The sequence below is a fragment of the Mucilaginibacter aureus genome (assembly GCF_053514885.1).
Map to the genome: position 1 here is coordinate 2174905 of NZ_CP170601.1, position 21108 is coordinate 2196012.

Annotated in this window: 20 protein-coding genes; 9 read left to right on the forward strand and 11 right to left on the reverse strand. The window is 44.0% G+C overall.

The annotated features are described in order from the left end of the window. The first annotated feature begins 126 nt into the window (after positions 1 to 126). The 7 genes from ACFGVR_RS09185 to ACFGVR_RS09215 all read left to right on the forward strand — a co-directional run bounded on the left by ACFGVR_RS09185 (position 127) and on the right by ACFGVR_RS09215 (position 7230). Positions 127 to 426 (forward strand): PqqD family peptide modification chaperone, encoded by a 300-nt coding sequence (locus ACFGVR_RS09185; protein ID WP_448702514.1) that lies wholly within the window; start codon positions 127 to 129, stop codon positions 424 to 426. Positions 427 to 608: 182 nt separating this feature from the next. Further along, positions 609 to 1397 carry a succinate dehydrogenase cytochrome b subunit gene (locus tag ACFGVR_RS09190; RefSeq protein WP_448702515.1) on the forward strand — a complete coding sequence of 263 codons (789 nt, stop codon included), beginning with the start codon at positions 609 to 611 and terminating at the stop codon, positions 1395 to 1397. Positions 1398 to 1409: 12 nt separating this feature from the next. Beyond that, entirely contained in the window at positions 1410 to 3344 is a 1935-nt protein-coding gene (locus ACFGVR_RS09195) for a fumarate reductase/succinate dehydrogenase flavoprotein subunit (protein ID WP_448702516.1), read from the forward strand. 89 nt (positions 3345 to 3433) lie between these two features. After that, entirely contained in the window at positions 3434 to 3793 is a 360-nt protein-coding gene (locus ACFGVR_RS09200; RefSeq protein WP_448702517.1) for a four helix bundle protein, read from the forward strand. Between the two features lie 65 nt (positions 3794 to 3858). Next, the gene (locus ACFGVR_RS09205; RefSeq protein WP_448702518.1) at positions 3859 to 4635 is read left to right on the forward strand and encodes a succinate dehydrogenase/fumarate reductase iron-sulfur subunit; all 777 of its coding nucleotides are present in this window, start codon (positions 3859 to 3861) and stop codon (positions 4633 to 4635) included. 698 nt (positions 4636 to 5333) lie between these two features. Then, complete coding sequence (locus ACFGVR_RS09210; RefSeq protein ID WP_448702519.1) at positions 5334 to 6812, forward strand: right-handed parallel beta-helix repeat-containing protein; 1479 nt, start codon at positions 5334 to 5336, stop codon at positions 6810 to 6812. Positions 6813 to 6906: 94 nt separating this feature from the next. Then, on the forward strand, positions 6907 to 7230 hold the full coding sequence (locus ACFGVR_RS09215; RefSeq protein WP_448702520.1) for a hypothetical protein: 324 nt from the start codon (positions 6907 to 6909) through the stop codon (positions 7228 to 7230). A gap of 2 nt (positions 7231 to 7232) precedes the next feature. Here the strand turns inward: ACFGVR_RS09215 and ACFGVR_RS09220 are convergent, their stop codons facing one another. The 5 genes from ACFGVR_RS09220 to ACFGVR_RS09240 all read right to left on the reverse strand — a co-directional run bounded on the left by ACFGVR_RS09220 (position 7233) and on the right by ACFGVR_RS09240 (position 11100). Continuing rightward, positions 7233 to 8255 (reverse strand): 2Fe-2S iron-sulfur cluster-binding protein, encoded by a 1023-nt coding sequence (locus ACFGVR_RS09220; RefSeq protein ID WP_448702521.1) that lies wholly within the window; start codon positions 8253 to 8255, stop codon positions 7233 to 7235. A 5-nt stretch (positions 8256 to 8260) separates the two neighbouring features. Beyond that, positions 8261 to 9259 carry a quinone oxidoreductase family protein gene (locus ACFGVR_RS09225; RefSeq protein WP_448702522.1) on the reverse strand — a complete coding sequence of 333 codons (999 nt, stop codon included), beginning with the start codon at positions 9257 to 9259 and terminating at the stop codon, positions 8261 to 8263. A 327-nt stretch (positions 9260 to 9586) separates the two neighbouring features. Further along, positions 9587 to 10198, reverse strand: a complete 612-nt coding sequence (locus ACFGVR_RS09230) for a superoxide dismutase (RefSeq protein WP_448702523.1) — start codon at positions 10196 to 10198, stop codon at positions 9587 to 9589. An 89-nt stretch (positions 10199 to 10287) separates the two neighbouring features. Continuing rightward, positions 10288 to 10764 (reverse strand): nucleoside deaminase, encoded by a 477-nt coding sequence (locus ACFGVR_RS09235; RefSeq protein ID WP_448702524.1) that lies wholly within the window; start codon positions 10762 to 10764, stop codon positions 10288 to 10290. Continuing rightward, positions 10765 to 11100: a tRNA-binding protein gene (locus ACFGVR_RS09240; RefSeq protein WP_448702525.1), complete on the reverse strand. Its 336-nt coding sequence runs from the start codon at positions 11098 to 11100 to the stop codon at positions 10765 to 10767. Between the two features lie 127 nt (positions 11101 to 11227). On the opposite strand from ACFGVR_RS09240, the gene ACFGVR_RS09245 reads away from it, so the two are divergent. Next, on the forward strand, positions 11228 to 12415 hold the full coding sequence (locus tag ACFGVR_RS09245) for a class I SAM-dependent rRNA methyltransferase (protein ID WP_448703035.1): 1188 nt from the start codon (positions 11228 to 11230) through the stop codon (positions 12413 to 12415). 69 nt (positions 12416 to 12484) lie between these two features. Here ACFGVR_RS09245 and ACFGVR_RS09250 read toward each other — a convergent pair whose 3' ends face one another. The 6 genes from ACFGVR_RS09250 to ACFGVR_RS09275 all read right to left on the reverse strand — a co-directional run bounded on the left by ACFGVR_RS09250 (position 12485) and on the right by ACFGVR_RS09275 (position 19295). Further along, entirely contained in the window at positions 12485 to 13498 is a 1014-nt protein-coding gene (locus tag ACFGVR_RS09250; RefSeq protein ID WP_448702526.1) for a retron St85 family RNA-directed DNA polymerase, read from the reverse strand. Between the two features lie 168 nt (positions 13499 to 13666). Continuing rightward, positions 13667 to 14566 carry a retron St85 family effector protein gene (locus tag ACFGVR_RS09255; RefSeq protein WP_448702527.1) on the reverse strand — a complete coding sequence of 300 codons (900 nt, stop codon included), beginning with the start codon at positions 14564 to 14566 and terminating at the stop codon, positions 13667 to 13669. Between the two features lie 190 nt (positions 14567 to 14756). Continuing rightward, on the reverse strand, positions 14757 to 16457 hold the full coding sequence (locus tag ACFGVR_RS09260) for a glycoside hydrolase family 43 protein (RefSeq protein WP_448702528.1): 1701 nt from the start codon (positions 16455 to 16457) through the stop codon (positions 14757 to 14759). Positions 16458 to 16679: 222 nt separating this feature from the next. Beyond that, positions 16680 to 17639, reverse strand: coding sequence for a TIGR01777 family oxidoreductase (locus ACFGVR_RS09265; RefSeq protein WP_448702529.1), 960 nt, complete (start codon positions 17637 to 17639; stop codon positions 16680 to 16682). A gap of 102 nt (positions 17640 to 17741) precedes the next feature. Then, positions 17742 to 18170, reverse strand: a complete 429-nt coding sequence (locus ACFGVR_RS09270) for a CBS domain-containing protein (RefSeq protein WP_448702530.1) — start codon at positions 18168 to 18170, stop codon at positions 17742 to 17744. 153 nt (positions 18171 to 18323) lie between these two features. After that, the gene (locus ACFGVR_RS09275; RefSeq protein ID WP_448702531.1) at positions 18324 to 19295 is read right to left on the reverse strand and encodes an NAD(P)H-binding protein; all 972 of its coding nucleotides are present in this window, start codon (positions 19293 to 19295) and stop codon (positions 18324 to 18326) included. A 225-nt stretch (positions 19296 to 19520) separates the two neighbouring features. On the opposite strand from ACFGVR_RS09275, the gene ACFGVR_RS09280 reads away from it, so the two are divergent. Then, positions 19521 to 20975, forward strand: a complete 1455-nt coding sequence (locus tag ACFGVR_RS09280; protein ID WP_448702532.1) for a DASH family cryptochrome — start codon at positions 19521 to 19523, stop codon at positions 20973 to 20975. Positions 20976 to 21108 lie beyond the last annotated feature (133 nt).

Genomic DNA, 21108 nt, shown 5'->3' on the forward strand with positions numbered 1-21108 from the left:
GCATTAATAAATCAACCAACGGTAAATCAATTAAACATAATATTAATAAAGTATAATATATTAATTTTCAGTTGTTTAATCATTATATTTAATTATTTTTGCTAACCATTTATCAATGGATCACCAATGCCTACTTCGAAAAACTTCAGTCTAAATACACTGATACAACGCGACGACAGCCGTTTTATAAGCAATATCATTGATGGCGAGATGATATTGATGAATATCAAAACCGGCGACTATGTTGCATTGAGAGAAGTTGCCTATGCCATATGGGATACCCTCATCAAGCCGATCACAGTAGGCGCACTGATTGCCCTGATGCTACAGGAATACGAGGTAAGCGAGGTGGAAGGTACAGCCGATATTTGCAACTTTTTAAAAGAACTGCTCTCGCAAGGCATGATCAAAATCATTACCAATTAACATCTCCACACCGTAATCAGGTTGTATTGAACAACTAACATTCAAACCTTACAACATTCCAACTTTTAATTTTGTTAAATTAGAATGTTTCTAAATAGAATAATCAGTCATAATTGAGTCATTTGATCTAAATCTTTTGCTATTTAATAAATACTTTTGGCAAAAAATAAATCTGATCTGTAATGAGCGACTTTAAACAAACCTTTAACTCTTCATTGGGCAAAAAGCTGATCATGGCTTTAACAGGGTTGTTTCTGTGCACCTTTATCATTGTGCATGTGGGCGGTAATCTTTTACTGTTTAACAACGATAACGGCTATAGCTTTAACGCTTACGCCAACTTCCTGACACACTTTCCGCCTATCGAGGTTATTGCTTACCTGTTGTATGCCTCTATCGTGGTGCATGCGCTGTATGCATTGATATTAACCGTGCAAAACCGCAAGGCACGCCCTATAGCTTATGCCGCGTCTAACAATTCGCCGGCATCGTGGTCGTCAAAAAACATGGGCCTGTTAGGGTCGATCCTGTTTTTATTTATCGTGATCCACATGGGCGATTTTTGGTATAAATACAAATTTACCGATCAGGTAAAATTTAAAGAATACCGTACCAACCTCATAACCGGCGAAACTACTTCGGCAGATTACACTCCCGAATACAAAGATTTTGAGCACTCCCTGTCTAACGAGGGTAATATGGAAGTGATGCGGGTTAAAAACATGTACGCCACCGTATCCGAAAGCTTTAGCCACCTATGGTATGTTGCGCTGTACGTAATTGCCATGGGCGCCTTATCGTTCCACCTGCTGCACGGCTTTCAAAGCGCGTTCCGCACCATGGGCTGGATACATCGTAAATACACGCCTGTGGTCGAGTTTATCGGCACCTGGTTCTTTGCGGTCATCATTCCGCTAAGCTTTGCGGCCATGCCGATCTTTTATTTTATCTATCACAACAGAACAGTATAAACTTTTTATAAAATGATCTTAGACGCTAAAATTCCAGCAGGCCCATTAGCCGAAAAATGGAGCAAGCACAAGTTTAACCTAAAGCTGGTTAACCCTGCAAACAAGCGTAAATATAATGTTATTGTAGTAGGCACCGGTTTAGCCGGCGCATCTGCTGCGGCATCATTGGCCGAGCTTGGCTACAACGTTAAAGCTTTCTGTTTCCAGGATAGCCCGCGCCGTGCACACTCCATTGCTGCACAGGGTGGTATTAACGCTGCTAAAAATTACCGTAACGATGGCGATAGCGTTTATCGTTTATTTTACGATACCATTAAAGGTGGTGATTACCGTGCCCGCGAAGGCAACGTTTACCGCCTGGCCGAAGTATCGGTAAACATCATCGACCAATGCGTTGCGCAGGGCGTACCCTTTGCCCGCGAATACGGCGGTTTGTTAGATAACCGTTCATTTGGTGGTGCACAGGTATCGCGTACGTTTTACGCACGGGGCCAAACCGGACAACAATTGCTTTTAGGTGCATACTCGGCCCTAAACCGCCAGATCCACGAAGGCAAGGTTAAAATGTACACCCGTACCGAAATGCTTGATGTGGTTACTGTTGATGGCAAGGCGCAAGGTATCATTACCCGTAACCTCACCACCGGCGAGATCGAAACACATAGCGGCCATGCCGTATTGTTATGCACAGGTGGTTACGGCAACGTATTCTACCTATCAACAAACGCAATGGGCTGTAACGTTACCGCTGCATGGCGCGCACACAAACGCGGCGCTTTCTTCGGTAACCCTTGCTATACCCAAATTCACCCAACCTGTATCCCGGTATCCGGCGATCACCAGTCTAAGTTAACGCTGATGTCCGAATCGCTGCGTAATGATGGCCGTGTTTGGGCACCTAAAACTCCCGAGATCGCTCAGCGTTTGCGCAAAGGCGAGATCAAGATAAACGATCTGAAAGAAGAAGACAGGGATTACTTCCTGGAACGTAAATATCCGTCATTTGGTAACCTGGTACCGCGCGACGTAGCATCGCGTAACGCTAAAGAAGCCGTTGACGAAGGTAAAGGTGTAGGCGCATCGGGCGTAGCCGTATTTTTGGATTTTGCTGAGTCGATCGCCCGCTTAGGCGAAGATGCGGTACGTGCCAAATACGGTAACCTTTTTGACATGTACCTGCAAATTACCGACGAAAACCCGTATAAAGTGCCAATGCGTATCTATCCTGCGGTGCACTATACCATGGGCGGCCTTTGGGTTGATTATAACCTGATGACCACCGTACCGGGCTTGTATGCCCTGGGCGAATGTAACTTTAGCGATCACGGTGCAAACCGCCTGGGTGCTTCGGCGCTGATGCAGGGTTTGGCTGATGGTTACTTTGTTATCCCTTACACCTTAGGCGATTACCTGGCTACTATCGGCCCGAAACCGATTGACGAAAGTCACCCGGCCTTTGCACAAACCAAAAAAGATGTTGAGGACCGTATCGCTAAATTATTAGCGTTAAAAGGCACCAAAACTGTCGACGAATATCACCGCGACCTTGGCCACATTATGTGGGAATACTGCGGTATGGCCCGTACCGAAGAAGGTTTGAAAAAAGCCAAAGGTATGATCCAGGCTTTAAAGGTCGATTTCTGGCAAAACGCTATCGTGATCGGTAAGAACGAAGAGTTCAACATGTCGCTTGAAAAAGCTGGCCGTGTTGCCGACTTTATCGAACTGGGCGAACTGATGGTTGATGACGCATTGATGCGTAAAGAATCATGCGGTGGTCACTTCAGGGTTGAATCGCAAACCGAAGAAGGTGAAGCTTTACGCGATGACGATAACTTTGCCTTTGCCGCAGCCTGGGAGTACAAAGGCGAAAACGTACCCGAAGTTCTGAACAAAGAAGAGCTGGTATTTGAAAATGTTAAGTTAACCCAGAGAAGCTACAAATAGAGAGATATGAGATTTTAGATATGAGATGTGAGACAAAAATCACGAAAATTAATCTCAAATCTAATATCTCACATCTAAAATGTAAAAAAATGCATAATTTAAAGGAACTGAAAATCTGGAATAAAGCGATCGATTTAGCTGTAAATGTTTACAAAGCTACTTCGACCTTTCCATCAGATGAGCGCTTCGGATTGACCAGCCAATCAAGAAGAGCAGCGGTTTCAATTCCTTCGAATATTGCAGAAGGGGCCGGAAGAAATTCGAACAAAGAGTTTAATAACTTTTTAGGAATAGCTAACGGATCATCTTACGAATTACAAACTCAACTGATTATATCTAATAGACTCGAATTATTAGATAGTAAAACCACAGATGAGCTTGTTGAACAAATTACTGAATTGCAGAAAATGAATTATGCATTTCAGCAAAAATTAAAAAGTACAGTTTGATTTGAAAAATGAAAACATTTAAAATGTCTCAAATCTCAAATCTCATATCTCAAATCTAATTAAGAATGAGCGGAAATATGAACCTGACGCTGAAAGTATGGCGTCAACCAAATGCGCAGACACCGGGTAAAATGGTTACCTACAAGGCCGAAAATATATCGCCTGATATGTCATTCCTGGAAATGCTGGATGTGGTGAACGAAAGCCTGACCCACAAAGGTGAAGATCCTATCCATTTTGACCACGATTGCCGCGAAGGTATTTGCGGTATGTGCTCGTTGTACATTAACGGACAGCCGCACGGCCCCAAACGCGCTATTACCACCTGCCAGTTGCACATGCGTAGCTTTCATGATGGGCAAACCATTACCATTGAGCCATGGCGCGCTGCAGCTTTCCCGGTGGTAAAAGATCTGGCTGTTGATCGTTCGGCGTTCGATCGTATCCAGCAGGCCGGTGGTTATATTTCGGTAAATACCGGCGGTGTACCCGATGCTAACGAGATCGCGATCTCAAAAGTGATTGCTGATGAAGCCTTTAACTCTGCCACCTGTATCGGTTGCGGTGCCTGCGTGGCAGCATGTAAAAATGCTTCGGCTATGTTGTTCGTATCGGCTAAGATATCTCAGTTCGCTTTATTACCGCAAGGTCAGCCTGAGCGTTATAACCGTGCCCAGGCTATGGTTGCGCAAATGGATGCCGAAGGTTTTGGTAACTGCACCAACACCGGTGCCTGCGAAGCCGAATGCCCTAAAGAGATATCACTCACCAACATTGGCCGCATGAACAATGATTACCTGAGCGCCAAATTGTTCCGCGAGCAGCACGTACACGAAAGTTAAATAATATAACTCGACAATATTAAAAGGCTTTCCGGTTTCCGGGGAGCCTTTTGTTTTTTTAAAGCAGCTACATTAATCGCGTAGGGTGTCATGGTGAGCCTGTCGAACCACGGTGCGGTTGGCCATCCTGTAGCCAGATCATCCCAAAAATCCTTCGCAAGATCAATTTTCCTTTTCCCCGTGGTCTGTGTCCTCACAGGCGCTACTCCCTTATCACGGCACTGGTAGAGGATGTTATTACCAGAATCAACGTAGCAAAGATGCGTGAGGGATAGTAGCGGATACCGGCCTCGTGGCTAATGCCTGTGCAGTATGAGCGAATAGCCCGACCCATAGGGGCACGCCCAACAAATAATGATGTCAATAACGTTCCCATCATATTTTTCTGAATAAACTAATTTCCTAAATATTATCCCTCCCAACTTCGACGTCTCCACCGGCGTTTCCCTCGCATAAAACTCATGTAACTAATCGCTTAAATATTATTTAAAAGATTTTTTGTAATAAACGTCAATATGCTTTATATGCTTTATTTTGTTAATGTATTGATTATCAATGAGTAATTAAATTATAAAAACCAATAACCATACAGGATAGTACAGGTTGCCGCAGTATATATATTAAAATAAGTTTACATATAAACCTATAGAGAAAGCCAAAGCTCTTAAACTGAGGCACTAACCAATTAGTCTATCTTCATGAAAAAATTTAACTCGTTGAGGAGCCTGCTCCTCAAAAACGTGGCTGTGGCTATGCTTTTTATTGCGGCCGGCTGTAGTAAAATGGAAACGGTAAGCACCGCACCCGCTGCTGCCGATGGATCAAAAATTGTAACGGGCAGCGGCCAGCTGGCTACCATGGCCACTCACACTTATTATGTAGCTACTACCGGCAGCGATAGCAACGCCGGTACCATGGCAGCGCCGTTCGCTACGGTGCAAAAAGCGCAAACCGCGGCCGTTGCCGGCGATCTGATCTATATCCGCGGTGGTACTTATAATGTGCCCAGCTCGCAAATGGCCTTTACCGATGGCCTGTACGATTGCGTATTCTATCTCAACAAAAGCGGTACAGCGGGTGCACCTATTACTTACCGCGCATACCCCGGCGAAGTACCTGTATTTAACTTTTCGGCTATCAAACCATCAGGATTAAGGGTTACCGCCTTTTTTGTTACCGGCTCATACATTTATATTAAGGGTATCGAGATCGTAGGTGTGCAGGTAACCATTACCACGCATACCCAAAGTGAGTGTTTCCGCAACGAAGGCAGCAACAACATTTACGAGGCCTGTAAAATGCACGATGGTATGGCCAACGGCTTTTACCTTACGCGCGGCGGCAATAACCTGGTGCTAAATTGCGATGCCTATAATAACTGGGATAACGTATCAGAGGATAAGTTAGGCGGTAACGTGGATGGTTTTGGCTGCCACCCGTACAAACAGGGCGTAGGTTATACCGGCAACGTATTCCGCGGTTGCCGTGCCTGGTTTAACAGCGACGATGGCTTTGATTGCATCAACGCCTTCGAGGCCATTACGTACGAAAACTGCTGGGCCTTTAATAACGGTTATTCCCAATCATTCCAAAGTTTAGGCAACGGCAATGGCTTTAAGATAGGCGGCTTTGGCACCAGCACAACGCCAAGCGTACCGGCTACCATCCCGAGCCACACCGTGCGTTTTTGTTTAGCGGTTGGCAATAAGGCCAATGGTTTTTATGCCAATCACCACCTAACAGGCAACACCTGGTATAACAATACTGCCTACAAAAATGCCGATAACTATAACATGCTTAACCGCAAAGCCGACTACACTGCCGATGTGCCGGGATATAATCACATCATGAAAAATAACTTAGGTTACAGTGCAAACTCGGCCGAGTTGGTGAACATTAACCAACCGCTTTGCACGCTAAGCAATAATTACTGGCAATTAAGCGTCTCTATATCCGATGCCGATTTTGTGAGCATTACGCAATCGTTGCTAACACAGGGCCGGCATTCCGACTTTACCCTGCCGACTAACGATTTTCTGCGTCTGGTATCGGGCAGCGACCTGATCGATAAGGGTGTTAACCTGGGCTTTACCTATACCGGCGCAAGTCCAGATCTGGGCTGCTTTGAGTTCGGTATCAACAAAAGCCCGATAGTATCGAACCCGGTTATACCGTAACCTATCCAACAAAAAGCTACGTTGATATAGGTTGCGGCGTAGCTTTTTATATTTTAAATAAGTGTTAAAAAGGCAAACTATTTTAAAGTTTTTAGTGTTACAATTTTTAATGGAGCCTAATGTATACTTGTTGGTAACCGATCCAAACAATGCTTGCCGCGATGTGATCCGCTCGCGCGATACCGCATTACGCATTAAGGTTTATTGTTTGGATAAGGAACCATTTACGCCAGACCTGGACGAAATTCAGCTTTATGGAGATTATGATGGCTCGCGCCTGGCTTTCGAAACCGACAATATAACCGCCGAAGACGCGGTTGATATGGCATCAGCCATCCATTGGTACGCGCAATACCTGGGCTACCCCGAAATGGAAATACTGACTGAGGAGCCTGATATAAAAATCAGAAGAGGATAGATCTACAAAAACTCCACTCTCACATCATCACTTGCCGGGTGGCCGGTACAGGTCAGTATCCAGCCATGTTTCAGGTCGGTGTCCGTCAGCACATCGTTTACCGCCATTTCTACTTTACCACTTTTACAAATTGCCGTACAACTCGAGCAGATCCCGGCTTTACAACTGTAAGGGAGGGCAATATTGTTTTGCAGTGCGGCCTGTAATATGGTTTGGTTTTCGCCAACAGCTAAATCATATTCGGTATGCTTAAATTTTAATTTGATTATCCTTGGCGCAAAGTTTTTAATGTCGGCAGGCACCGTTATGGTTTCTAAAACAAAGTTTTCCTTGCGGATCTGCTCAGCATCAAAACCCATATACATCAGCGTAAGCCGCACCATGCGCATGTAAACAAACGGCCCGCAAATAAAAAACATTGTCTTTTCTTTTATTGATCTTAGGTGCTCATTAACCAGGCTGATCACCAACTCGTTGTTAAGGCGTTTGCGATCCAGGCCTGCATCGCTAAAAAGATAAATAACGGTTAACCTTTCGGGATGAGCTGTCGCTATTTGGTTTAGTTCGTTGTAAAATAAAGTACTTTCGGCATTCCTGCTGCTATAGATCACCGTGATGTGATTGTTTCCTGCTGTAGATAAAAGGTATTTTAAATGCGCGTAAACCGGTGCGATACCGCTGCCGGCCGCAAAGTAAAAAATGTCTTTTTCGTCGATATCACCGGCAAGGGTAAACTTTCCGGCAGGGGGCAAGGCGTTCCATATATCGCCAACTTTGGTTTTGGTTAATAAAAAACGCGATATCTCACCGTTCTCAATGCGTTTAACGGTGATAGCTAATAGCGTTTCATCTGGCGATGAACTTAATGAGTAGGATCGCCGTATCTCATCCTGGTGATGCGCAAATATAAGCGTGATGAATTGCCCGGCCTGGTAATCGATCTTTTGGCCGGTGGCATTGCTTAAATAAAAGGTGGCCGTATCCGGTGTTTCCCATTTAATGGCTTCAACTTTTAGCTGCAGCATAGCGTTTAAGAAACTTTTAAAACGATCTTGCCAAACTGTGTTGATTTTTCCATCTTACCTATCGCCTCTTTAGCTTCGCTCAGTGTAAACACCTCATCAACTACAGGTACTATTTTGTGTCGATCCACCAGTTGCAGCATGGCTTCAAACTCTTCCACAGTTCCCATCATCGAGCCCGATAGCTGTAATTGCTTATAGAAAAACTTACGGGCATTAAATTCCGGGAAATTACCAGCAGTACCGCCAAAGGTTACAATATGAGCACCGGGTTTGCACAGATCGGGTATTTTGGCAAAGCCTTCGCCTAACGCACTATCAATAACTACATCAAAGCCCCCGGCTAATTGATGCAATTGCTTATCCCAATCGGCATCATGATAATTTGCACCGGCTATCGCGCCTAAGCTTTTAGCCTGTTCTATCTTTTCGGCTGTACCCGATGTTACATAAACTTCGGCACCTGCCGCAACAGCCCATTGTACGGCAAAGCTGCCCGTGCCGCTACCCGCGCCAACTATCAATACGTTATCACCGGCTTTTAATCGCCCTTTGGTAAACAAGGCGCGATAAGCTGTTAATCCGGCCAGGGGTATTGCCGAAGCCTGTTCCCAGGTTAAGTGCGCCGGTTTCGGATAAAGATATTCCACTTTTACCTTAACATATTCAGCAAAGGTGCCGTCATCGGGTAGGCCTAAAATCTTAAAGTCTTTACCCTGGAAATCATTACTCGCACCATAATCATGACTGGGGTTGATGATCACTTCCTTATTCAACCATTGTTTATCTGCAACATCGCCAACTTCGGCAACGATGCCTGCGCCATCCGATCCTAAAATAGTAGGGTATTTGAGCCCCGCATATTTGCCAACAGTTATCCAGTAGTCGCGGCGGTTTAGTGCGGCCGCTTTTACCTGCACCAGGACTTCGCCTGCCTGCAAGGTTGGTTTGGCTACTTCTTTATATACGATGGGATTTTCGGCGCTTTCGAGAACTATGGCTTTCATTTTGATTTCGGATTTCGGGTTTTCGATTTCGGATTTGAGCATGAAGCTTTCTTTTTTGCTTCTTGCTATAGGCTTCACGCTTCCGGGGTAATGCGTTAGGGGTAGTAGCGGATACCGGCCTGTGGCTAATGCCTGTGTAGTATGAGCGGATAGCCCGGGCCGCAGGCAACGCCCATATCTATACTCGCTATTTGATCTTTAGTGAGCTATGTATTAAGATCTTAAGTGGATTTTGGTCACCACGGCCTAATAAACATTATCCGAGTAGTCAAGTAAGCAAAAAGCGATCCCTGCATTGCCTGGACCGCTTTTGTTATGAATATCAAATTATCCTATTGCTTTTTTATACAACTCAGCAACGTGGTTCCAGTTGATCACGTTAAAGAAAGCCGCGATATAATCAGGGCGTTTGTTTTGATATTTTAAGTAGTAAGCATGTTCCCAAACGTCCAGGCCTAATATTGGCGTGCCTTTTACTTCGGCAATATCCATCAGGGTATTGTCCTGGTTAGGGGTTGACGTGATGGCCAGTTTTTTATCGGCACCAACAATTAACCATGCCCAGCCCGAACCAAAACGGGTTGCACCGGCCTGGCTGAATTTGGTTTTAAAATCAGCAAACGAACCGAATGCACTGTTGATAGCTGCAGCCAGTTCGCCGGTAGGTTCGCCACCGCCGTTAGGCGACAGGATGGTCCAGAAAAAAGTGTGATTGTAATGGCCGCCGCCATTGTTGCGTACCGGTGCCGGAAATTTAGAAATATTGTGAATAATATCTTCGATGCTGCTGTTAGCCTCCGGTTTACCTTCCAACGCTGCGTTAAGGTTGGTTACGTAAGCCTGGTGATGTTTGCCATGGTGAATTTCCATAGTCAGTTTATCAATGTGCGGTTCAAGTGCGTCGGTAGCGTATGGTAACGCTGGTAATTCAAAGGCCATAGTGATTATTTTTAAAGGTTAAATTATTTATTAAGAATAGTTACACCACAAATATAAAGGCAGATGCCGGATATTTGTTCACGTTAATGTTAACTTTTAAGTCTTTTATTTCTAAAAAACTCACGCACAAGCTCTCCGCACTCATTTTCCATAATACCACCGGTTATCTGTGTTTTAGGATGCGTTATTTTTTGATTAATGTGGCCAAAACCCAATTTGGTATCATAAGCACCAAAAACAATACGCCCCACCTGAAACCAGTAACTTGCCCCGGCACACATTACGCAAGGCTCTAAGGTAACGTACAACACACACTCGGGCAGGTACTTGCCGCCCATGTAGTTGGCTGCTGCGGTAAGGGCCTGCATCTCGGCATGTGCCGATACGTCGTTAAGGCGTTCCGTCAAATTATGCCCGCGGCCAATGATCTGCCCTTTGCAAACCACCACGGCGCCAATGGGTATCTCATCTTCGGCCAAAGCCAGCTGAGCCTCTTTAAAGGCCTCTTTCATAAAAAAGATATCGGGTACAATTTCGGGCTCATCGCCAAAGGTGATAAATCTCATTTATATCAGTTTTTGTCCGTTAGGCACAGGTTTATCAATAGCCGATAATACAATATCACCATTCTCATCCGCAAAACCGGTAACCAAAAACTCCGACATAAACGGCCCGATCTGCTTTTTAGGGAAGTTCACCACGCCGATGATCTGTTTACCCACCAATTCTTCCTTGGTATAATGTTTGGTGATCTGCGCGCTGCTCCATTTAATGCCCAGCGGCCCAAAATCAACCTTTATCTTATACGCAGGTTTCCGCGCTTCCGGGAAATCGGCTACAGCCAGGATAGTACCCACCCGCAGTTCTACTTTTTCAAAATCGTTCCAGGATATTGTTTCCATAGGGCAAATATAGAGTTCATAGTTCATAGTTGATGGTTCATGGCCAACGCTTTTTGGGGTTACTATGAACTATGATCCATGAACTATGAACCAAAAACTCGCCACAATAACTACCTTTGCACCCATCATGATCGACGTTATACTAAAAAAAGGCAAAGAGAAAGCGGTTTTACAAAAGCATCCCTGGGTGTTTTCGGGTGCTATCGATAGGGTTAAAGGCAAGCCCGCCAACGGCGAAATTGTGAAGCTGCTCGACGCCAAAGGCGCTTTTATGGCCTATGGTTTTTATAACGATCAATCGCGCGTGGCCCTGCGCCTGCTCGAGTGGGATGAAAATGTAACCATCGACGATGCCTGGTGGCGAAACCGGGTAGCAGTTGCAGTGGCAGCGCGCCAGGCTATTTTAGAAGATGGCGTTACCGATACCTGTCGTTTGATCTTCAGCGAATCAGATTATTTACCGGGATTGATCGTAGATAAATATGCCGATCACCTTTCGTTACAGATACTCACTTCGGGTATCGAAAATATCAAGCCCATCATCATCAACGAGCTGCAAAAACTGCTCAACCCCGCCAGTATATTCGACCGCAGCGATGCGTCCTCGCGTGAGCACGAAGGTATGGCGCCGTCATTCGGTATCCTGGCCGGCAGCCAGCCGCCCGAACTGGTTGAGGTGGTTGAGAACGGCCTGCGCTACGGCATCAATATCGCCGAAGGGCAAAAATCAGGCTTCTATTGCGATCAGCGCGATAACCGCCGGGTGCTGGCGCATTATGCTAACGCCAAAAACGTGCTCGATTGCTTTTGCTATACCGGCGGCTTTACCCTCAACTGTTTCCAGAACGAGGCGGCATCGGTAACCAGCGTAGATAGCTCTGCATTGGCTATCGAAACCCTGAAAAGCAACCTGGCGCTCAACGAATTTGAAGACCTGCAGCATCGCGCCATACAATCCGACGTGAACAAACAGCTCCGCAAATTTAAAGAAGATGGCGAAACCTTCGATGTGATCATTCTCGACCCACCTAAATACGCACCCTCACGCTCGGCTTTAGATCGCGCCGCCCGCGCCTATAAAGACCTGAACCGCCTGGCCATGCTGCTGCTTACCCCCGGCGGACTGTTGGCTACCTATTCCTGTTCAGGCGCTATGGATATGACCACCTTTAAACAAATATTGGCCTGGGCCGCTCTGGATGCCGGTAAGGAAGTGCAATTCATCCACCAATTCTGTCAGCCCGGCGATCATCCAGTAAGGGCATCTTTCCCGGAAGGAGAATATCTTAAAGGGTTGCTGTGCAGGGTGATCTGACGATGTGCAAATTGAGACATCGGCATTCTTCGGTGTTTTTACTTACGCTTAAAGAAGACACCCCTATAGTTACAAAGAATTGGTTGTAGGCGTAAGCAATGCTGAAGGATATGACTTGGTCGGAAACAAAGGCAACTTTGTTATCAATGTGCTTGGATACTTAACACGGAGTTTGGCAATGTACTCGTTTAACATATGTAACCTTTTTTTATCAACACTATTTATAAAGGCTAACCAACCCTTGACTTCGTTTAATAAAGCGAGATTTTTTTGCTCTTTATTTAAGGTCAAATGATGTATTTTTGCTCTGACTATCTTTAGCTTTTTCATGCCAATCCCATAGTTATCTTCCGAAATTATTAACCCTGTAACCTTTTTTGCTCTTGCTGCACCTGCGACATGAGTTTTGTTGTAATTAATGTTAAACTTTTCGTCTTTAATAATTGACTTTACCACTGGATAAATCTGCACTAACTTGTATGGATTAAAGCCTGAAAATGTTAAATCATCAGCATATCGTGTATACGTTACCCCACGCTTTCCAACATATCCTTGAATGCGTAAATCTAATTTCCAAAGAATTAGATTGGCAAGTTTAGGAGAGCATGGTCCTCCCTGAGGCAAAGTACCATTGAAAGTACATAAATTGGTCAAAATAGTTGAAATTGTACTGTTATAACCAATAGATTTAAATACACTATAGACCATATGCCATTTGACGGATGGAAAAAAGTCCAATAAATCAATTGACATTATTACATTTGAAAGCTTATGCGGTTCAGCATTGTCACTAATCGAAGTCCCCTTTTCGAAACCTTTACACGAGGATGAAACTTGCAATTTATTTAATATAAAAAACAAAATCCAAGATTGTAATCCTTTCAATTTTTTACTTGGTTGAGATATTACTCGTAGCTTCCCATTTTTTTTGGGGATCTCATATGTTTTATAATGATAAGCTGCGTTTATCGACAATTGATATATCGTATACTTTGATATGTGAGTGATTGCAGAAAAATCATCGATTTTTTGAATAATGGGAAGCCCAAAAAAACTTAACCTTATATTATCTGAATTACTCATAATTAAAAAAATATAGGAAAGCCACTTTTACCTCTTAAATTTTGAGTGAAGTTTTCGACAAGAACCTACCGGATTCTTGGTGAAAAATTTGCGATTATAACGCTTTGTTTTATACTCGGATGTCGGAACAACATCCACTCACCGAAGTGTCTAAAAGTTTAGCTTTACCTATATTCGAAGTTTTTTATTTCTTAATCTTAAATTCAATATTTCTAATCTTAAATTATCTAATGCTAATGTTTCATCTTGGATTTTTATTCTGCTGCTGATTTTTTTTAAATCGAAATAGTGGTTGGTTCCTAATCTTGTTAATTTATATCCGAACTGAGTAAGTTCCACAAATTTCTTTTTGGTCATTATGGTCAAAGCCGTTGTAGTTACTTGAAATGCACTCTTGGAATCATTTATAACACTTTCAACAAAACTGACTAAATTATCTTTGCCAATAGGCTCTAATAAATATATTGAAGGTAATAAAAAATGATCCAGCTGCAATAAATTTATTTTACTAGTGCTTTTGGTGCTTATTTTTTTAATTTTTCTTATAGAAGCCTGAATATCCTTAATATGTTTTGTTACATTATTCGGGTCGATAAAAATAATACCCTCTTTGTTTGCTTTTTTGACTAATTTTAAGGGGCCTTGATTAATAAAGCTTTTATCTTTTTTATACTGTTCATCCACAAGACAAATCATCTTGCTACGTAACTTTTCATCATTAGCAAATGCACCTAATTCAGCATATGAGCCAGGACTTTCTGGAATTAACAAAATAACATCAATACTTTCCGCGAGTAAGTTTTCTAGAGATAGCAAATCTTTTCCTTTAGAATTGTATAATATTTCATCGAATATATCCTCGGGAAATACTAGGTCGTATTGATAAGAGTTCCACCAATCGGTTAAAGCTTCCGATATCTTAAATCTAATTTTATCTTTTCTATTTATGTCGGCACCGCAAAGAAAAATAGAAGTTTTAAAAGTACTCACAGGTTTATAAAACTCGTTTTGAATCTTAGAAGCCAGTCTTTGATATTCTACACCTGAGATTGCATGTTCACTAATCACCGTTAATAGATATTTTTTTATATAAATATAAAAAAATAATCCATCACATTCTAATAGAAGATTATCGAAATAGTTACCTGCATTTTTTATGTAGGAGACAGATTGAAAGCTACAATGTTTAAAAGCTAAAGTTTTTTACTTTCTTACTTCCTGCGTCCAGAACAGGGGGATATTTGTCGGTGTTTTTCACTCATTTATTCTTATCTCCCCCTTCAGGGGGCTGAGGGCTTGGCCCATCATACTGGTAATGAAACCAATCAAACAAAGCTGTGCCCGAATCATTCAGCATATTATACGAAAACAAACCCGGCCGTACACCTTTCCAATAATTCTTCTTGGTTAGTACGCATACATCGCCCAACTGCTCAAAATCTTTACCGTTAAGGCTGTATTGTAAAATGGTATGGTTAGCGTTAAGGTCGGCAGCTATCCGTAAATAAACCACGCCCTGTTTAACGGGTATAGTGACGGATAGCTTTCCATTATTATTGGCAAACAATTGTAAAGTGTTATCGCTTCGGCTTACGCCGATCTCATGAATATTCTGCCCAAGCAAACACAAGCCGGCCTTTTGCCCGTTACCCATTTCAGCCAGGTCGAGCTTTACCGTAATGGTACCTGTTTTACCCATCAGTTTTTGGGTGATGGTATTTTTAGCATGTTTGTTATCTGCCGCCTGCATGGCCTGCAACGCCAGGTGTCCATTAGTCAAACTCCATTTGCCATCAACCGGGTTATGGTTCCATTGCCATTGTAAACCCAGTTTCGGGCTGTTAAACTCATCCGAAGTTTGCGGCGCCGTTATGCGGTATATTTTAGCCACATTAGGTTTCTGATAAACGCTTACCGGTTCGCCTATGCCGTTACCATCCAGGTCTACGCCCATCAGCGGCCAGCCGTCAACCCATTTAACAGGTTCTAAATGGCAAACGCGACCAATCTCCCCATCATCCTGAAAATGGATAAACCATGATTCGCCCGAATCCAGCTCTACCCAGCCGCCCTGGTGCGGGCCGTTTATTTTGGTGCTCCCTTGCTCTAAAACCACCTTGCGCTCATAGGGCCCGTAAATACTTTTCGATCGCAGCGCGGTTTCGTAACCCCGGCCTACGCCGCCCTCGGGAATAATGATGTAATACCAGCCATCACGCTTATAAATTTTTGTCCCTTCGGCTGTTGGCCCGCGGTAAACCGTTACGCCGGTATCCAGCAGGTGCTTGCCGTCGCTGCTCATTTTATGGATAATGATCGGGCCCGCGCCGGTACGACTGTGCCCCAGGTAAGCCTGCCCGTCATTGTCCCAAAACGGACAAGGGTCTTCCCATTTGGGTACGCGTTGCACTTCAGTTAAGGGCGACCATTTACCTGCCGGGTCGGTAGCCGTACTCATATACAAACCCTCTTCGGGGGTACAAAAATAAACGTAGTATAATCCATTATGATACCGCAGCGCAGGCGCCCAGCTGCCTTTGGCGTATTTGCTCATGTTGTTATACCCGCTGTCAATATCCAGCCGGTTGTATATCTGGCTAATGATCGTCCAGTTCACCAGGTCTTTAGATTTGAGCACCGGCATCCCCATATAATGAAAATCGGAGCAAACCATATAAAAAGTATCGCCTACGCGGATCACGTCCGGGTCCGAGTAATCGGCATTCAGTATCGGGTTTTTGTAGGTGCCATTACCCTGATCGCCCCATAGCCCGGTTTGTTTTTGAGCGAGGGTTGTGTTAAATGTCACAATCAACAGCAGCAGGAATAAATGTTTAAATAGATTGGTATTCATATTTATAAAGATAGCATTTACTTCAGATGTACGTTTGCCTGCGTTAGCGATAGAAGCGGATACCGGCCCTGCGACGGGCTCAGGGCAGGCCGCGGCTAAGGCCATGTGTAGTATGAGCGGATAGCGCGACCCTTGGGGAACGCCCAAAAAATAAGTAAAAACCCAAGAAACCCCCTATTTACCTTGCTCCAACCTTACATTTAAACAATAAAGATATTGTAAGAAAATTTCGACATGGTTATTCAATCCTTCAAAGCTCAACCATTAAAACAGAGGGAAATTGTAAGAGATTTTTTTGTCTTGTTTCCTGATTCTTGACTCTTGATTCTATTCTTCCGGTTGCTTTTCAGGTATCATTTCTTCCCGCAAAATTTTCGGCGGGCCGTAAATAGCTTCCAGCGCGTCATTCACTTTTTCGTACAAAAACTTGTACCCGGCAATCTGTATGCGCGCTGCCGATACCTTGGTGCTGCCCAATACCACAATGCTCATTTCGCCTAATAACAGTTTTAATACCCACTCCGGTACGTTTGGCATCCACAGCGATTTATGCAGCTGCTGGGCTATAGCCTGAGTTAGCTGTTTGTTAGTTACTGCGTTTGGTGCAACCATATTATAAACGCCTTGCAATTCAAGGTTCTCTATCCCCATCAGGTACATGCCTAAAACATCCTGCATGTGTATCCAGGGTATCCACTGCAGGCCATCGCCAATAGGCGAACCCAAACCGAGCTTAATGGGCGTAGCCATTTGAGGCAGGGCGCCGCCATCTAAAGTTAGAACTACCCCGGTACGAAATTTCAATACCCGCAACCCCAGTTCCGATCCTTCGTCAACGGCTTTTTCCCAAAGCATGCAACATTCGCCTAAAAAATCCTGCGAGGGTATATTATCCTCGTACATCAGCTCTTCGCCGCGGTTGCCATAATAACCAATTGCCGATGCCGAAATAATGCTTTTTACCTGGTGCTCCGGGTTTGCACGCAGTAAACTATAAATAAGTGCTATTGATTTGGTGCGACTTTCTATTAAAGTCTTTTTACGCTCATCCGTCCAGCGTTTATCAACAACGCCTTCACCGGCAAGGTGTATAATGGTATCAACCCCAATTATGCAATCAGGGTGAATAACCCCCTGCTCAACGTTCCATAAATAAGTTTTAACCTGTGGGTTTTTGCCGGGCTTGCGGCTCAGGTGACTAACCGTAAAACCCTTTTGCAGCAATACATCGGTTAAGCGCCGCCCAACCAGGCCGGTACCGCCGGTAATTAAAATATGTTTATTCATGGATGAATAGGTAAGAGGCGAAAGGTAAGATGGAAAACGTCATAAACCAAATACAGTTTATAAACACATCTTCCATTTTACATCATACATCTTCCATGTGTTTTAACTGGCAATATAACTTTCCAACTGCTGTATCGTCCGTTTCTGATCTTCAATAATAAACTTTACCACATCGCCTATAGATACCATGCCCGTTACCCGGTTGTTATCAATAACAGGCAGGTGGCGTATTTTATGATTGCTCATCATTTCCATACAATGATCGATAGAATCGTTAAGGGCAATGGTGAATAAATTAATGGTCATAATTTCGCCAATGGGAGTGTCTTTTGATGATTTACCCATCAGTACCAGTTTACGGGCATAATCGCGCTCGGTAAAAATACCTTTCAGTACTTCATTTTCCATAATCAGTAACGAACTGATATTCTTTTCCATCATCATGTGCAAAGCATCATAAACAGAAGTTTCGGGAGTAACCGAGTAAACCTGGTGTCCCTTGTTTTCAAGTATGTTCCTGATCTTTTTCATTGGACTAAAATTTAGTAAACAATTAACAAATCTGTACAATGCCCATACACGGGGATGCAGAGCGGCTATGGATAAAGTATAGGTTTATATTGGTGTTTTAAAGATAATAAATGTTTTTCAATAGCACTAAATATCAGGTGATTATTTTTTTAATTAATGTAATTGCTTTTTAATTGTATTAACTTTTGGGTTTAGTGCCGCTTCGTTATTGAGCCTTACCGTTATGGCCGTTTGTTCAGTATCACCAATGCTCAGTGCAAAAGCTTCGGCGCAGGTTAAACATTGGCGGGGCACTGCTTTATCAATACGGTGGTCATTCATAACGATGTCTTGTTTCAAGCTGTTTACCAGGCTTTGCGCCGAATGATACCCAATGGAGGTTAGCAAATGCAGCCAGTACGATGATAATTTTGACGATCGGAACGGCAATACAATGATCCGCCGGTTTAGCTTACGCCCTTTAGCGTAGATGAGCAGCAGATCCTTAAAACTCAATATATCCGGCCCGCCAATATCAAAGGTTTGGTTAAAAGCTTTTTCATTTAACAGTACACCGTCCAGGTAGCTTGTTACATCATTGAGGGCAATGGGCTGGCAACGGGTTTTTACCCAACCGGGTACGGTAATAACAGGGAGTTTTTCAACCAGGTCGCGGATAATGCCAAACCACAAACTACCCGGGCCAATGATAACAGAAGTGCGCAGCACCGTTACCGCGGCATTCGCTTCCTGTAAAATTTCTTCAGCAGGCTTAAGTGATGCCAGATGATCAGGTTGGCTACTAATTCCTCCAATATTGCTTAAAAAGATCACTTGTTTGCAGTTGGTGCGGTTAAGTGCCTGCGCAAAGTGATGGGCGGATAAGGCTTGCATTCGCCTAAATTCAGGCGTATCGGCTATGTTGTGTGCCAGGTAATAGGCGGCATCAATATCACCTGGAAAAGCATCGATCGAGGTTTCTTTCAGTAGATCGCCCGTAATGATCTGCACCCGGTCGGCATGGCTGTTTTGCATAAAACGCCGTTTGTCGCGCACCAGGCAAATTACCTCATGTCCCTTATCAAGCAGTACCGGCAATAAACTTGCGCCAATGTAGCCATTGGCCCCTGTGATCAGCACTTTCATTAATGAGCAACAGGGAAACCGTAAAGGTGTTTTGATTAGTTATAACTACCCCCTATGATTTTCATAAATTGAATGATCAGGTCAAAAAACGGTAACAATTTCATTGTAAAAACCTCATTTTATGTTGCTAAAATGTCAAACATTGCAAAATAGGATACGTAAAAAATAAAAAATTTGCATTTTTACACTTTCAAAACCCGCTTGGGTTAGTGGTGCAGTTTAAATATGAGCGATAAAACGATACTCGTCTGGTTCCGAAACGATCTGCGTATACACGACAATGAAATTTTATTGGAGGCTTGCCGTAAAGCCGATAAAGTTTTGCCGGTATATTGTTTCGACCCGTTTTATTTCAAAACCACCTCATTCGGTACACAAAAAACAGGTAATTTTCAGGCAAGGTTTTTAATCGAATCGGTAACCAACCTGCGCGAAACCTTACGTGCCGCCGGGGGCGACCTCATTGTTCGCTTTGGCGACCCCGCCGAAATAATACCCCAGCTGGCTCAGCAATACCAGGTATCCGAAGTTTACCATCACCGCGAAGTAGCTTTCGAAGAAACCAATATATCGGCCCGGGTTGAGGCCGCCTTGTGGAAGATCCGCTTAAACTTAAAGCACTTTATCGGGCACACCCTTTATCATAAAGAAGATCTGCCTTTTCCCATCAAGGATATCCCTGATGTGTTTACCGTTTTCCGGAAAAAGATAGAACGCGACAGCGATATCCGCCCATCGTTCGAAACACCGGAGCAGATCAACGTGCCGGTTATTGATAATGCCGGCGAAATACCCACATTGGTACAATTGGGCTTAACCGAACCCATTGACGATTCGCGTGCTGTAATGCGTTTTAAAGGCGGCGAAACCGAAGGGTTAAAGCACATGCACCAGTATTTTTGGGAGAGCGACTTGCTTAAAACCTATAAGGCTACCCGTAACGGTTTGCTTGGCGCAGATTATTCATCAAAATTTTCGCCGTGGCTGGCCATGGGCTGCCTTTCAACCCGCGAGATCTACTGGGAAGTAAAACGTTACGAACAACAGCGCGGCGCCAACGACTCTACCTATTGGCTTATTTTTGAATTGCTTTGGCGCGATTACTTCCGCTTTATGTTTAAAAAACATGGCAACCAGTTTTTTAAAGCAGGCGGTTTTAAAGGCCTGGCGCCCGAAGTATCGGCCAACCAAACACAGCTGTTTGAAAAATGGAAAGCCGGCCAAACCGGCATACCATTTATTGATGCCAACATGCGCGAGCTAAATGCCACGGGCTTTATGAGTAACCGCGGACGCCAAAATGTGGCCAGTTTTTTGGTAAAAGACCTGAAAGTGAACTGGACCTGGGGCGCCGCTTATTTTGAAGAAAAACTGATCGATTACTCGCCCGCCAGTAACTGGGGCAACTGGGCCTATACGGCCGGAGTAGGTAACGATCCCCGCGAAAACCGCCAGCTTGATGTTTTAAAACAAGCCCTGGAGTACGATCCAAAAGGCGAATATGTAAAAACATGGCTGCCTCAATTGGCGCTTATCCCCGGCAAACAGGTGCACACTCCGTATAATTTAAGCGCTGCCGAAAAAGCGCTGTATCACATCGATCCGGAAACGTACCCCGATCCGGTTACCGTGGCTCCCTCAAAAATAATTAATGAGAAAGACGTAACTTTGTCTCACTAACATCGTCTTACTATTATAAACCTCTTGTGTCGTGAACTCTTTCGAAGAATATACGCTCATCATCGGCCTTTTAGCTGTCGCTATTGAGGGTTTCGGCAAGTTGCTTAAACGCTTCCGCGAGATGCGTCATCAT